The organism is Methylobacterium sp. A49B, from assembly GCF_053346215.1.
Genome location: NZ_JBKFBO010000100.1, coordinates 54,132 through 67,359, shown reverse-complemented (window position 1 = coordinate 67,359; position 13,228 = coordinate 54,132). Strand labels below are relative to the sequence as shown.

Genomic DNA, 13,228 nt, shown 5'->3' with positions numbered 1-13,228 from the left:
GGCTTGCCCGGGATCGCTCGAGCTTGCGGGGAGGGGTCAGGGGTGGGGGTGGTCCAGAAAGCACCGCAACGCCTCATTCTGCGCCACCCCAACCTCCAACTCCTCCCCGCATGGGGGAGGAGAGAAGCCCGCAGCGACGGATGTGAGCGGAGCGGACAAAGTGGATTTCACCCTCTCCCAGTCCCAGACGCACTGGCTGACCCGCGTCCGCGGCTTCATCGCCGACGCGATCCTGCCGGCCGCCGCCGCGGTCGCGGCCGAGCGCGCGGCGAGCCGTGAAGCCTCCCCCACCATGGAGCGCCTGAAGGAGAAGGCCCGGGCCGAGGGCCTGTGGAACCTGTTCCTGCCGCCCTCCCCCGAGCACGACACCGACGATTTTCACGGCGCCGGCCTGACCAACCTCGATTACGCGCTGTGCGCCGAGGAGATGGGCCGGGTCGGGATCGCCTCGGAGGCGTTCAACTGCGCGGCGCCCGACACCGGCAACATGGAGGTGCTGCACCGCTACGGGACCGCGGCCCAGAAGGACGCGTGGCTGAGGCCCCTGATGGCGGGTGAGATCCGCTCGGCCTTCCTGATGACCGAGCCGGAGGTCGCCTCCTCGGACGCCACCAACATCAGCACGTCGATCCGCCGCGACGGCGACCACTACGTCGTCGACGGCCGCAAATGGTGGTCGACCGGCGTCGGCGACCCGCGCTGCCGGATCGCCATCCTGATGGGCAAGACCGACCCGGAAGCGCCCCGCCACCGCCAGCAATCGCAGATCCTCGTGCCCATGGACACGCCGGGGGTACGGATCGAGCGGCTGCTCCCGGTCTTCGGCTACGAGGACGCGCCCAAGGGCCACGGCGAGGTCGTGCTGGAGAACGTCCGCGTCCCGGCCGGGAACCTGATCCTCGGCGAGGGGCGCGGCTTCGAGATCGCGCAGGGGCGTCTGGGACCGGGCCGCATCCACCATTGCATGCGCACCATCGGTGCGGCCGAGGTGGCGCTGGAGGCCATGGCGCGTCGCCTCGTGTCCCGGGTCGCTTTCGGCAAACGGATCAGCGACCAGTCGGTCTGGGAGCAGAGGGTCGCCGAGGCGCGGATCGACATCGAGATGACCCGCCTTCTCTGCCTGAAGGCCGCCGACATGATGGACAAGGTCGGCAACAAGGGCGCCAAGCTCGAGATCGCCATGATCAAGGTCGCGGCGCCCCGGGTCGCCCTCAAGGTGATCGACGACGCCATCCAGGCCCATGGCGGGGCCGGCGTCTCGGAGGATTTCGGGCTGGCGAAAATGTACGCCCATATCCGCACCCTGCGGCTCGCCGACGGGCCCGACGAGGTCCACAACCGCTCGATCGCCCGGCTGGAATTCGGGCGCTACACCAATGCCCGCGAGGGCGCATGAGCGACGCCGATGTCTTTTCCGGCGTGAAGCCGGTCGAGCCGCGCCACCGGATCGACGAGGCGAAGCTCGCCGCCTGGATGGAAGGCCACGTCCGCGGCTTTGCCGGCCCGCTCATTGTGCAGCAGTTCCGCGGCGGCCAGTCGAACCCGACCTACCGGCTCGACACGCCCGCCCAGGCCTATGTGCTGCGGCGAAAGCCCTTCGGCCAGCTCCTGCCCTCCGCGCACGCGGTGGAGCGCGAATTCCGGGTGATCGGCGCCCTCTACGGCGAGGGTTTCCCGGTGCCGCGGCCCTTCGCGCTGTGCGAGGACTCCGAGATCATCGGCGCGGCCTTCTACGTGATGGAGGCGGTCGACGGCGCCGTGCACTGGGACGGCGCCCTGCCGGGTCTCGATCCCCACGCCCGCCACCGGCATTATGCCGGCATGATCGCCACGCTGGCGCGCCTCCACGCGATCGACCCGGAGGCGGCGGGGCTCTCCGATTATGGCCGGCCCGGCAACTATTTCGCCCGGCAGGTCGACCGCTGGACCCGCCAGTACCGCGCCGCCGAGGACGGGCGGCTGGAGGATGTGGAGCGCCTGATCGCGTGGCTGCCCCGGACGGTGCCGGAGCAGCAGGGCGCCTGCGTGGTCCACGGTGATTACCGCCTCGACAACCTGATCTTCTCCCGCGACGGCGGCGTCAGCGCCGTCCTCGACTGGGAGTTGTCGACCCTCGGAGACCCGCTGGCCGATTTCAGCTACCTGCTGATGCAGTGGGAACTACCCGCCGACGGGCGCAGCGGGCTCGGTGGCCTCGACCTGTCGGCTCTGGGCATCCCCACCAGGGACGAGGCGGTGGCGCTGTATTGCCGGGCGGCCGATCGGAAAAACCTGCCCGCTCTCGACTGGTACTTCGCCTACAACCTGTTCCGGCTGGTCGGCATCCTCCAAGGCGTGGCCGCCCGCGCCAAGGCCGGCAATGCCGCGAGCGAGCACGCCGCCGCCATGGCGGCGCGCGTGCCGAAGCTCGCCGCCGCGGCCTGGGGCTTCGCCGAGCGGGCGGGGGCCTGAGCATGGAGTGCGTCGGCCGCGTCGTCGCCGTCACGGGGGCCGCCCGGGGCATCGGCCGGGCGCTCGCGGTGGCGGCCAAGGCAAGGGGCGCGACGGTCGTGGCCCTCGACCGCGACGGCGCCGGGGCGGAGGCCGTGGCGGCGGAACTCGGCGGGCGGGCCTTCGCGCTCGACGTGGGCGACGCGGCGGCAGTCGCCGCGATCCTGGGGCGCATCGAGGCTGAGATCGGCCCGATCGCGCTCTATTGCTCCAATGCCGGCATCCTGGAGCGCGACCCCGATCCGGATCTCGCCACCTCCGCCGACCCGGAGAGCTGGGCGCGCGCCTGGGCGGTGAACGTGATGGGCCACGTCCATGCGGCGCGGGTGCTGGTCCCGCTCTGGCGCGCCCGGGGCGGGGGCGCGTTTCTCGGCACGGTCTCGGCGGCGGGGCTGCTCAGCCAGATCGGCAGCGCCACCTACTCGGCGACCAAGCACGCGGCGCTCGCCTTCCTGGAGCATCTCGCCATCGCCCATGAGGCGGACGGGATCCGGGTCGCGGCCCTGTGCCCGCAGGGCGTCGACACCGCCATGCTGGGGGCCGCCAGCGCCGCGTCGCGCGACGGTGTACTGGCGCCGGACGTCGTGGCCGAGGTCGCCTTCGACGGACTGGCGGGGGGGCGCTTCCTGATCCTGCCGCATCCGCAGGTGGCGGAATACGCCCGCCGCCGGGCCGAGGATCCCGAGCGCTGGCTCGCCGGCATGGCGCGGCTGCGCCGGTCGATGCGGGTCGAGCAGGGGGCGGCCGATGATCTGTGACCCGCCCCCTCCCAGCCCGTCATCCCGGCCTCGCCTGCCGCGCCCCGGGACGGCGGGGCTGGTGCGGGATCCGCGCTTCTCCGGTGAGAAGGTCTAGCCCATGTCCCTGTTCGACCTGACCGGCAAGGTCGCCCTCATCACCGGCTCCTCCCGGGGCATCGGGCGGGCGATCGCCGTGCGAATGGCCGAGCATGGCGCCCGGGTGGTGATCTCCTCGCGCAAGCGCGAGGCCTGCGACGCGGTCGTCGCCGAGATCGAGGCCGCGCACGGCGCGGGTCGGGCGGTGGCGATTCCCGCCAGCATCTCGGTCAAGGAGGAGCTGGAACACCTCGTCGCCGAGACCGAGAGCCGGCTCGGCCCCGTGGACGTGCTGGTCTGCAACGCCGCCAGCAACCCCTATTACGGGCCGCTGGCCGGCATCTCCGACGCGCAGTTCCGAAAGATCCTCGAGAACAACGTCCTGTCGAACCACTGGCTGATCCAGATGGTCGCCCCCGGCATGGTGGCGCGGCGGGACGGCGCGATCGTCATCGTCTCCTCCATCGGGGCGCTGAAGGGTTCGCCGGTGATCGGCGCCTACAACGTCTCGAAGGCCGCCGACCTCCAACTCGCCCGCAACTACGCGGTGGAGTACGGCCCCGCCAACGTGCGGGTGAACTGCCTCTGCCCGGGGCTGATCCGCACCGACTTTGCCCGGGCTCTGTGGGAGGATCCCGCGATGCTGGCCGCCACCACGGACGCTGCGCCCCTGCGCCGGATCGGCGAGCCCGACGAAATCGCCGGCGCGGCGGTGTTCCTGGCCTCGGCGGCGGGCCGGTTCGTGACCGGGCAGGCGCTCGTCGTCGACGGCGGCGTGACCATCGCCCGATGAGCCCCGATCCCCGCATTCCCGCCGGCTGGCCGGCCCTCCCCTTCCGCGAGGCCGAGGCGCGGCTCACCGCCTCAGGGGCGCCCTTCGCCGTCGGCACGGTGCCGATCCGGGGCGTGCCGACCCGGATCTGGGAGAAGGCCCCGCCGACGCTCGTCGACCTGTTCCGGATCGCCCGGGGCCATGGGGACAAGACCTTCGTGGTCTACCAGGACGAGCGCGTGACCTTCACGGGCTTCGCCCGCGCCGCCACCGCCGTGGCGCGGGCTCTTGTCGAGGCCGGCATACGCAAGGGCGACCGGGTCGCCATCGCACAGCGCAACCTGCCCGAATGGCCGGTGAGCTATTTCGGCGCGCTGCTCGCCGGGGCGATCGCGACGCCGCTCAACGCGTGGTGGACCGGGCCCGAACTAGCCTACGGCCTTCAGCATTCGGGGGCGCGGGTGCTGATCGCCGACGCCGAGCGCTTTGCCCGGCTCGCACCTCACCTGCCCGAATGCTTGGCCCTGGAGCGGGTCCTCACCACCCGGATGGCGCCGGATCCGCGGGCGACGCCGCTGGCCGACATCATCGGGCCGGTCCGGGACTGGGGCGGCCTGTCCGACCTGCCCCTGCCGGATGTCGCCCTCGACCCGGAGGACGACGCGACCCTGTTCTACACCTCGGGCACGACCGGCAAGCCCAAGGGAGCGGTCGGCACGCACCGGGCGGCCGCCACTACGGTGATGGCCTACCCCTACTCGGCGGCGCGCAGCGCCCTGCGCCGGGGCGAGGCGCCGCCGAAGCCCGACCCGACCGCGCCGCAGCGGGCCGCGCTGCTCGTGATCCCGCTGTTCCACGTCACCGGCTGCCACGCGAGCCTGGGGGCCGCCCTCTACGGCGGCCACCGGCTGGTGATGATGCACCGCTGGGACGCGGGCGCGGCCCTCGATCTGATCGAGCGGGAGGGCTGCACCAGCGCGGGTGGCGTCCCGACCATAGCGTGGCAGCTCGCCACCGCGGCCCGGGAGGCCGGCCGCCCCCTGCCCACCCTCGAGGGCGTCACCTACGGCGGCGCGCCGGCCGCCGGCGACCTCGTCCGGGCGCTGGGCGAGGCCCTGCCGCGGGTCGTCCCGGGCACCGGCTGGGGGATGACCGAGACCTCGGCGACCTTCACCCATCACCAGGGCGAAGATTACCTCGCCCACCCGGACTCCTGCGGACCGCCCCTGCCGGTCTGCGAGGTGCGGATCGTCGACCCCCTCGGGGACGCGCTGCCGCCGGGCCAGGTCGGCGAGCTCTGCGTGAAGGGTCCGAACGTGGTCCGCGGCTATTGGGACGACCCCAAGGCTACCGCGGAGGTTCTCTCCGAGGGCTGGCTGCGCACCGGCGACCTCGCCCGCGCCGACGAGGAGGGCTTTCTGACCATCGTCGACCGGATCAAGGACATGCTGATCCGCGGCGGCGAGAACATCTACTGCTGCGAGGTCGAGAACGCCCTCTTCGCGCACCCGGACGTGGTCGACGCCGTGGTTCTGCCGGTGCCCCATCCGACGCTGGGCGAGGAGCCCGGCGCGATCGTGACCCTGGCGGAGGGCGCGGGCACCAGCGCGGCCGATATCCGCGCCTTCGCGGCGGAGCGGCTCGCGGCGTTCAAGGTGCCGGTGCGGATCGTGATCTGGGACGGACTCCTGCCGCGCAATCCGGCCGGGAAGATCCTGCGCACGCCCCTGCGCGCGGTGTTCGCGGAGACGTCAGATCAGAACGGCTCGCCCTCGTCGTCCGGGCGGTAGACCCGGAGCGTCCGCCCGTCGGGGAACTGGACCGTCCGGCGGCGCACCACGAGGTAGCCGGCTGCCTGCGCGCTGCTCAGGCGATCCAGGCGCTCGTCGCCGTAGCCCGGTGCATAGCCGTAGCCCGGCCCGTAGCCGTAGGCCCGGTACCGCGCGTAACCCTCCACGGGTGCGACCGGGGACGGCGCGTCGGCGACGATCTGCGGGCTGTTGCGGAGCGGCCGAGCCGGCGCCGCCGCGAGGCGGGCGCGGCGTGGCGCGCTGGCGAGTCGCTTGGCGGCCGGTGACGGGCGGCGCGCCGCGCTCCGCTCCGGCGCGCGGCGCGCGGCAACGGCCTTCCGAACCGCGGGCGCCGGACGGGTATCGGAGGCGGCGGGCGTCGACGCAGTCGGCGTTGATGCGGCCTTCCGATCCGCGGCCGGAGCCTTCTCGGCAGCCGGCTTGTGCGCGGGAGGATCCGTCCAGGTGGTGCCGGGTGCCGGTTCGGCGGATGCGCCGCCGAGCCCGAGGGCCAGGATGAGGGCGACGAGGCTCGTTCGCACACCGTACGGCATGGTGCCCTCCTGGGATCGCGGCGTTTCGGACAGGTCCGCGGGGCGAATGGACAATAGATCGAACCGCCCCGGAGGGGAATTCCGCCGCTTCTTTTCCCCGCGAAAGAGCGAGACACGTTTAATACCGGTGTCGCCCCGCCCTTCTTCATCAGCGCGCCAACCCGCGGCGCGCGGAAGCCCCGACGGATCCTGGCCAAAAGGCCAGACCGAAGCCTGCGCCCTTCGGATGCCTCCCCGCCGGCCGGGCGGATCCGCCGCCCCGGAACTCGCGGCCCCCCGGACGGTTGCCTCGCCATGTCCATCCCTGCCGATGCGTCCTCCGGCTCCCCGCCCGGCCTGCGGGTGAGCGTCGATCTCAACCTGTGCCAAGCCTACGCCCAGTGCTGCTACGCGGCGCCGCGGCACTTCCGCATCGAGGGACACGAGGCCCTCTTCTACGACCCCGCGCCTGCCGCACAGGATCGCGACGACATCGAGCGGGCGCGCGTGGCCTGCCCGGTCCAGGCGATCCGGGTCGAGGATCCGGGGCGGGGCGCCTGATGGCGCAGACGTCTGGGCGCGTCCTGATCGTGGGCGCCGGCCTCGCAGCGCTCCGCGGCGCGGAGGCGCTGCGGGAGACGGGCTTCTCCGGCACGCTGACGATCGTCGGCGACGAGCCCTACCACCCGTACGACCGGCCGCCGCTCTCGAAGCACGTCCTCACCGGCGCGACACCTGCGGACGCCACCACCCTGCCGGGCAGCCACGGGCTCGATGCCGACTGGCAACTCGGCAGCGCAGCCGTACGCCTCGACCGGGAAGCCCACGCCGTTCATCTCGCGGACGGGCGCAGCCTTCCCTACGATCGCCTGCTCATCGCCACCGGCACCCGCGCCCGTCCCTGGCCAAATCCACATGAAGGACGCCTCGCCGGCGTCTTCACCCTGCGCGGGCGCGACGACGCCAGGGCCCTGCGGCAAGCCCTGGCGGCGGGCCCGCGGCGCGTGCTGGTGATCGGCGGCGGCTTCATCGGCTGCGAGGTCGCAAGCCTGTGCCGGCAACTCGGTCTGCCGGTTACCCTGGTCGAGCCCGGCCCCACGCCCCTGGCCCGCGTCCTCGGCCGCACCGTCGGAGCGTTCATCGGGGCGATCCACGAAGGACACGGGGTGGAGCTGCGCTGCGGCAGCGAGGTCGAATGGCTGGAGGACGAGGGCGGCCGGCTGGTGCGCGCCCACCTCGTCGATGGCGGACGGATCGACGCCGATCTCGCCGTCATCGCGCTCGGCGCCGTGCGCAACACCGAGTGGCTCGACGGGTCCGGCCTGTCGGCGGATCCGGGCGGCGTCGATTGCGACGCGGACGGCCGCGTCCTCGACACGGAGGGACGGCCCGACCCGCACATCACCGCGGCAGGGGATGTCGCCCGGTTCCCCCATCCGCTCTACGAGGGCCGGCGCGTGGCGCTGGAGCACTGGAGCCACGCGGTGGCGCAGGGCGTCCATGCGGGCCGTCTGCTCGCCGGGACGCCTTCCAATGGGCCCTACGGGGCCCTGCCGACGTTCTGGTCGACGCAGGGCGAGCTGGTCGTGAAATCCGCCGGCCTCACCGAGGGCGCCGACACGGTGGCGATCACTCAGGGCGATCCGGCCGCCGGCCGCTTCGTCGCCCTCTACGGCCGGGCCGGGCGGTGCATCGCGGCGGTGTCGGTGGATTCTGCCCGCTGGCTGCCGGCCCATGCCGAACTGGTCGCCGCCGGCGCGCCGTTCCCGCCCCGCGGCACCGCCACGGACCGGCCGAAGGGCATCGAGATCTATGAACCCGGTTTCCCTTAGCGCCGGGCCCGGCTCTCAGTTCTTGTTGCGATGCGCCCTCTTGCACCGAACCGACATCTACATCGGCGGAGAGCGCTTTAAGGAGACCGCATGCCCGACGCCACGCTCCTCGACCAGGTCAAGGATTTCGCCAACCGGGCGAACCCCTACCCGGTCTATGCCAAGCTGCGGGAAAACCCGGTCTCACGCCAGGACGACGGCACCGACGACGGGACCTGGGTGGCTGCAACCCACGGCACCATCGCGAGCCTGCTGCAGGATCCGCGGGTCAGCTCCGACACCCTACCTCCGGCCGACCGTCCGCGCACCGGCAACCCGCTCACCGACCTGATCGTCAAGCCGCTCAAGGACTGGATGATGGACCGTCATCGGGTCTTCATCTTCCGCGACCCGCCGGACCACGACGCCCTGCGTTCGGCCGTGATGCACCAGTTCAGCCGCGAGCGCGTCCAGGCGATGCGGGCCCGCTCGGACCGGCTCGTCGCCGATCTGCTCAACGAGAAGTGCGGCGCCCGGGAGATCGACGCCGTCGACGACCTCGCCTACCCGCTTCCCGTCACCGTGATCTGCGAGCTGTTCGGCGTCCCGCGGGAGGACGAGCCGAAATTCCACGGCTGGGCGACGCAACTCGCCACGGCCCTCGAGCCCGACAGCCTCTCCGATCCCGAGACCCGCGCGAAGAACAGCCGGACCTTCGACGCGATCGGTGGCTACATGGGCGACCTGATCCGGGAGAAGCGCAAGCACCCGCAGGACGACATGCTCTCGGGGCTCGCCAACCACGCCACCCCGGCGGGGGTGAAGATGGGCGATTACGACCTGATCGCCACCTCGATCCTCATGCTGGTGGCCGGTCACGAGACCACCGTGAACCTGATCACCAACGGCCTTCTCACCCTGCTGCGGCACCCGGGCGAACTGGAGCGCCTGCGCGGGGACCCGCTCCGCGCGCCGCGGCTGATCGAGGAATTGCTGCGTTACGAGCCGCCGGTGCAGTTCCGGACCCGCCGGACGCTGTCGCCCATCGACATCGCGGGGGTCACGATCCCCGAGGGCGCCGACCTCGTGCTGCTGCTGGCAGCCGGCAACCGCGACGAGGCGGTCTTTCCGGACCCGGACCGGTTCGATCCGGACCGCACGGGGATCCGCCATCTCGGCTTCGGCGGCAGCCTGCACTATTGCGTCGGGGCGCCGCTCGCCCGGTTCGAGGCCGAGGCGGCGCTCACCGCCCTGGCCGCGCGACTGAAGGCGCCGCGCCTCATCGAGGATCCGCCGCCCTACCGGCAGGGCGCAGCCTTGCGCGGGCCGGAGCACCTTCGGGTGGCGATCGACGGAATCGCCTAACGAGACGTCGCCCTGGCCGCTGACGCGTGGAAGCCGCCGCCCGGCCGGCCCGGTGGCGCTAGGAGACGGCCTTCGGCCGCCGCCGCGTTTCGGTTTCGGTGGCGCGGATCGTCGATCCCGCAATTCGGGCCGTCCGCCACTCCGGATTGGGCGTCGCTTCGGCTCAGGCGGCCTTCACCGCCGCCAGGAAGGTCGTCACCTCCTGGCCGAGGCTCGTGGAGCACCGCGCCAATTCCTGGGCCGCGCTCAGGACCTGGCCCGAGGCCGCACCGGTCTCGCCGGCGGCCGCCCGCACGTCGGCGATGTCGGTGCTGACCGCCCGCGTCCCCTCGGCCGCCTGCGTGACGTTCCGGACGATCTCGCTCGTCGCCGCGCCCTGCTCCTCCATGGCGGCGGCCACGCCCAGCGCGACCGTGCGCATCTCGTCGATCGTGCCCCCGATCGCCCGCATGGACTCGACGGCGTTGCGTGTCTCGCTCTGGATCGCCGCGATCTGGCCGGCGATCGTCTCCGTGGCTTTGGCGGTCTGCGCCGCCAGCGCCTTCACCTCGCCCGCCACCACGGCGAAACCCTTGCCGGCCTCGCCCGCCCGGGCGGCCTCGATGGTCGCGTTGAGGGCGAGCAGGTTGGTCTGGCCGGCGATCCCGGCGATCAGGCCCATCACCTCGCTGATCTGATCCGTCCCCCGGGACAGGACCTGCATGAGATCGTTCGTCCGGGCGACATCTGTGCTCGCCCGGTCGGCCATCATGGAGGATTGTGCCACGCGGGCCGCGATCTCGTTGATCGAGGCCGCCATCTCCTCGCTCGCCGCCGCGACCGTCTGGACGTTGCCCGAGGTCTGCTGCGAGACGGCGGCCACGCGCCCGGACTGCTCGGTGGTGCGCGCGGCCGTGCGGGTCATCTCCCGGGCGGTGGCCTCCATCTCGACGGAGGCCGATGACAGACCCTGCGTGAGCGTGCTCACCTGTGCGTCGAAGCGGGCGGTGATCTCGTCGAGCACCCGGGCGCGGCGCATCTTCGCGGCGTTCTCCGCGACCGCGGCCGCCTCGGCGTCGCGCTTGGCGATCAGCGCCTCCTTGAAGACCTGGACCGCGCGGGCCATGGCGCCGACCTCGTCGCCGCGCGCCCGGTCCGGGACGGCGGCCGACAGGTCGCCGCCGACGAGGCCGCGCATGGCCGCGGTGAGGCGCACGATCGGGCGCGACAGGCTGTTGCTGATGAGCGCGAGCAGGACCAGGACCGGGAGCGCGAGGCCCGCGGCCCAGAGGGCATTGGTCAGCGCGCGGGCGCGCACCGCCGCGTGCACGTCGTCGAGGTAGAGGCCCGTGGCCACGATCCAGCCCCACGGCTTGAAGAGCTGGACGCTGGCGATCTTCTCCACCGGCACCGTCCCGCCCGGGCGCGGCTTCAGGTACTCGACGAAGCCGGCCCCGTCGCGCTTGGCGGTCTCGACCATCTCGGCGAAGTAGCGCTTGCCGCCCGGGACGTCGGTCTGGTCCTGCACCTGCTTGCCGACATTCTTGGCGTTGAAGGCGTTGGCGACGAGCCGGCCCTCGGTATCGAGGACGAAGAAGTAATCCTCTTGGCCGAACCGGAGGGCGGTGATCGCCGACAGGGCGGCCTTCTGCGCCTCGGGCAGCGGCATCTGGCCCGCGGTCGCGAGCGCCTCGTAGTGCGCCAGCAGGCTGTGGGTGACCTCCGTCAGGCGCTTCGTCATGAGTGCGCGATCCTCGAGCGCCGACTCGCGGGTGTCGAAGAAGCTCAGGGCGCTCAGGGCGCCCACGGCCAGCACCACCAGGGCCATCACAGCGGCGAGCTTGTGGGACAGCTTCACGTGCGCGAGTTCGCGCCACGGCGCGCGGAGTCCGGCGGGCGGGCGGTGGTCTGATGTGGGGGTCATCCGGGTACCGAATGCGAGATGGCGTGGGCTGCCGACAGGGCGGCAGCGGATCGGGCAGCGGTCGATCTGCGTGTACGTCCCGCGCCGACCGCGCTGTGCCGTGCCAGTGTCGCGTTATAAGGTTAGTAAATGACAAACATTCGTCGATTGATCGCGTCGCGAGCCGAGTGATCTACTCTCGGCGTCCGATCGATCGGGCGATGGCAGGCCTTATTCTCCTAAGCTGACTATGCGAGATGGGCGATGTAGCGGAGAAGTATCTGTGCCAGTTAGTCGTCGACCCGGAAGTCGATCGGCTTGAAGCTGCCGTTGTTGGATTGCAGCGCCGAGCACGCGGTCAGACCGATGATCAGGTCGGCCTCGGCCACGAACACGATCCGGTCGCCGGCCCGGCTGAGGGGCGGCTCGACCGTGAGTGCCCCGGTTCTGCCGTCGATCGGCACGTTCATGAAGCAGTTGAACGCCACCGGGATCGCGTCCGGCGCGATGCCGTAGGGAGCGAGGGCCGCAGCGAGGTTGCCGAAGCAGCCACGATGCGGGTCGGTGTCGCCGTAGATGATCCGGAACGTGTCGGCCGAGCAGGGCGTCAGCAGGAAGTCGTGCCGCCCGACCGTGTCCTCGACGATGCGCAGGAGCACGTTCGACCGGTTCGAGTAGAGCGGGTCGCCGGTGGTGAGATAGATCTTGCTCGCGTAGTCGAGGGTCCGCCCGGAGGAGATCACCTCGCCGGTGTCGTGGCGATTATAGGCCACGAGGTCGGCGACCTGCTCGCCGCGCGGATCGATCACCGTCAGGCGCTGCCCCCTGTCGAGAGTGAAGGCGACGCCGGAGCGCGGTTCGATGCGCTGCACGTCCGCTCGGTTCATGGCGGGCTTCATCGATCGTCTCAGGCTCCGTGTCCCGGCAGGGTGTGATCAAGGAGAGAGGCCGGCGGATGCCACGTGTCGGCTTCGGGGACGGGCGCCGGGCGGCCCTGCATGGGGCAGCGCCAGTCAGCGCCGACCACGCGGCCGCTGTACTGCCGCGCCTCCGAAGCCTCGCCGTGACGCGCCAGCATCGGGTTCACGCTGCCCGCGAGGGCCTGGTCGCGCTCCAGGATCGAGGCGCGCAGCTTCTCGTAGCGGCCCTCCGCGCGCAACCGCTCGAACTGCGCGTGCAGGTTGAAGACCAGGACCGGCGAGGAGAAGCGCCGCGCCGGCCGGCTCGCGTTCGGGTGCAGCCCGACTACGAAGAAGGCTTCACCGCCGAAGCTTAAGGAGAAGTGCGGGTTGTCGGGATCGTCCGCCACGCGCGCGTCGTGCGGCTGGCCGAGCCAGGCATCCTTGTCGGTCAGGGATTGCGCCCGCGCCCAGAGATTTTCCTCGAAGGCCTCTTCCGAGAGGTCGCCGGGCCCCTCGAAGACGACCGCGAAGCTCTGGAACAGGTCGGGCTGCGCCCGGTACTGCGCCACGAAGGCGAGCAGCGCCGGGTAGATGCGCATGTCGTCCCAGCCCGAGGTGATGTCCCTCGCTACGACGATCCGCATACGGCCGCGTGACAGTGCGGACTTGGCGCCCACGCAGGGAAACGGCGGGTTCCGGATGAAGTCGCGGAAGGCCTCGGCACGGGGGTGCTCTCGGTCGTCGCGGGGAAACTGCATGCGGTCGGTGCCCGTGTTCTGCGCAGGGGTGCCCGGGAAGAGGGCAGCCGCCATGCGGGACTCCGGGAACCGCATCGGGCAGATGCCGT

At 71.9% G+C, this 13,228-nt stretch carries 12 protein-coding genes; 8 read left to right on the top strand and 4 right to left on the bottom strand.

The window, feature by feature from the left end; genetic code table 11:
* The first annotated feature begins 160 nt into the window (after positions 1 to 160).
* The 5 genes from ACLBX9_RS17110 to ACLBX9_RS17090 all read left to right on the top strand — a co-directional run bounded on the left by ACLBX9_RS17110 (position 161) and on the right by ACLBX9_RS17090 (position 5,888).
* Positions 161 to 1,396 (top strand): acyl-CoA dehydrogenase family protein, encoded by a 1,236-nt coding sequence (locus ACLBX9_RS17110; RefSeq protein ID WP_447719794.1) that lies wholly within the window; start codon positions 161 to 163, stop codon positions 1,394 to 1,396.
* Positions 1,393 to 2,451 carry a phosphotransferase family protein gene (locus tag ACLBX9_RS17105; protein WP_447719793.1) on the top strand — a complete coding sequence of 353 codons (1,059 nt, stop codon included), beginning with the start codon at positions 1,393 to 1,395 and terminating at the stop codon, positions 2,449 to 2,451. The genes ACLBX9_RS17110 and ACLBX9_RS17105 overlap by 4 nt, the downstream gene beginning before the upstream one ends.
* A 2-nt stretch (positions 2,452 to 2,453) precedes the next feature.
* Positions 2,454 to 3,248, top strand: a complete 795-nt coding sequence (locus ACLBX9_RS17100) for an SDR family NAD(P)-dependent oxidoreductase (RefSeq protein WP_447719792.1) — start codon at positions 2,454 to 2,456, stop codon at positions 3,246 to 3,248.
* A gap of 100 nt (positions 3,249 to 3,348) precedes the next feature.
* Positions 3,349 to 4,119, top strand: coding sequence for an SDR family NAD(P)-dependent oxidoreductase (locus tag ACLBX9_RS17095; protein ID WP_447719791.1), 771 nt, complete (start codon positions 3,349 to 3,351; stop codon positions 4,117 to 4,119).
* The gene (locus ACLBX9_RS17090; protein ID WP_447719790.1) at positions 4,116 to 5,888 is read left to right on the top strand and encodes a class I adenylate-forming enzyme family protein; all 1,773 of its coding nucleotides are present in this window, start codon (positions 4,116 to 4,118) and stop codon (positions 5,886 to 5,888) included. Before ACLBX9_RS17095 ends, ACLBX9_RS17090 begins: the two co-directional genes overlap by 4 nt.
* On the opposite strand, the gene ACLBX9_RS17085 is transcribed toward ACLBX9_RS17090, so the two are convergent.
* Positions 5,855 to 6,442 (bottom strand): hypothetical protein, encoded by a 588-nt coding sequence (locus ACLBX9_RS17085; RefSeq protein ID WP_010686335.1) that lies wholly within the window; start codon positions 6,440 to 6,442, stop codon positions 5,855 to 5,857. The two genes, ACLBX9_RS17090 and ACLBX9_RS17085, sit on opposite strands and share 34 nt — an antisense overlap.
* Before the next feature lie 294 nt (positions 6,443 to 6,736).
* Between ACLBX9_RS17085 and ACLBX9_RS17080 the strand changes: the two genes are divergently transcribed.
* The 3 genes from ACLBX9_RS17080 to ACLBX9_RS17070 all read left to right on the top strand — a co-directional run bounded on the left by ACLBX9_RS17080 (position 6,737) and on the right by ACLBX9_RS17070 (position 9,597).
* Positions 6,737 to 6,982: a ferredoxin gene (locus ACLBX9_RS17080; protein ID WP_010686336.1), complete on the top strand. Its 246-nt coding sequence runs from the start codon at positions 6,737 to 6,739 to the stop codon at positions 6,980 to 6,982.
* A complete protein-coding gene (locus ACLBX9_RS17075; protein WP_447719789.1) occupies positions 6,982 to 8,253 on the top strand; it encodes an NAD(P)/FAD-dependent oxidoreductase in 1,272 nt (423 codons plus the stop codon). Before ACLBX9_RS17080 ends, ACLBX9_RS17075 begins: the two co-directional genes overlap by 1 nt.
* Before the next feature lie 90 nt (positions 8,254 to 8,343).
* Complete coding sequence (locus ACLBX9_RS17070) at positions 8,344 to 9,597, top strand: cytochrome P450 (protein ID WP_447719788.1); 1,254 nt, start codon at positions 8,344 to 8,346, stop codon at positions 9,595 to 9,597.
* A gap of 163 nt (positions 9,598 to 9,760) precedes the next feature.
* On the opposite strand, the gene ACLBX9_RS17065 is transcribed toward ACLBX9_RS17070, so the two are convergent.
* The 3 genes from ACLBX9_RS17065 to gntA form a co-directional block, all read right to left on the bottom strand.
* On the bottom strand, positions 9,761 to 11,500 hold the full coding sequence (locus ACLBX9_RS17065) for a methyl-accepting chemotaxis protein (protein WP_447719787.1): 1,740 nt from the start codon (positions 11,498 to 11,500) through the stop codon (positions 9,761 to 9,763).
* A gap of 269 nt (positions 11,501 to 11,769) precedes the next feature.
* On the bottom strand, positions 11,770 to 12,378 hold the full coding sequence (locus tag ACLBX9_RS17060; RefSeq protein WP_010686340.1) for an urea carboxylase-associated family protein: 609 nt from the start codon (positions 12,376 to 12,378) through the stop codon (positions 11,770 to 11,772).
* Positions 12,379 to 12,386: 8 nt separating this feature from the next.
* Entirely contained in the window at positions 12,387 to 13,139 is a 753-nt protein-coding gene (gene gntA, locus ACLBX9_RS17055) for a guanitoxin biosynthesis heme-dependent pre-guanitoxin N-hydroxylase GntA (protein ID WP_039894416.1), read from the bottom strand.
* Between the last annotated feature and the right edge of the window lie 89 nt (positions 13,140 to 13,228).

Bases quoted from the DNA above. Each gene is read 5' to 3' on its own strand.
- ACLBX9_RS17100 (WP_447719792.1), top strand. From the start codon at position 2,454: ATGGAGTGCGTCGGCCGCGTCGTCGCCGTCACGGGGGCCGCCCGGGGC.
- ACLBX9_RS17070 (WP_447719788.1), top strand. From the start codon at position 8,344: ATGCCCGACGCCACGCTCCTCGACCAGGTCAAGGATTTCGCCAACCGG.
- ACLBX9_RS17085 (WP_010686335.1), bottom strand. From the start codon at position 6,442: ATGCCGTACGGTGTGCGAACGAGCCTCGTCGCCCTCATCCTGGCCCTC.
- ACLBX9_RS17075 (WP_447719789.1), top strand. From the start codon at position 6,982: ATGGCGCAGACGTCTGGGCGCGTCCTGATCGTGGGCGCCGGCCTCGCA.
- ACLBX9_RS17060 (WP_010686340.1), bottom strand. From the start codon at position 12,378: ATGAAGCCCGCCATGAACCGAGCGGACGTGCAGCGCATCGAACCGCGC.
- ACLBX9_RS17080 (WP_010686336.1), top strand. From the start codon at position 6,737: ATGTCCATCCCTGCCGATGCGTCCTCCGGCTCCCCGCCCGGCCTGCGG.
- ACLBX9_RS17105 (WP_447719793.1), top strand. From the start codon at position 1,393: ATGAGCGACGCCGATGTCTTTTCCGGCGTGAAGCCGGTCGAGCCGCGC.
- ACLBX9_RS17065 (WP_447719787.1), bottom strand. From the start codon at position 11,500: ATGACCCCCACATCAGACCACCGCCCGCCCGCCGGACTCCGCGCGCCG.
- gntA (WP_039894416.1), bottom strand. From the start codon at position 13,139: ATGCAGTTTCCCCGCGACGACCGAGAGCACCCCCGTGCCGAGGCCTTC.
- ACLBX9_RS17095 (WP_447719791.1), top strand. From the start codon at position 3,349: ATGTCCCTGTTCGACCTGACCGGCAAGGTCGCCCTCATCACCGGCTCC.
- ACLBX9_RS17090 (WP_447719790.1), top strand. From the start codon at position 4,116: ATGAGCCCCGATCCCCGCATTCCCGCCGGCTGGCCGGCCCTCCCCTTC.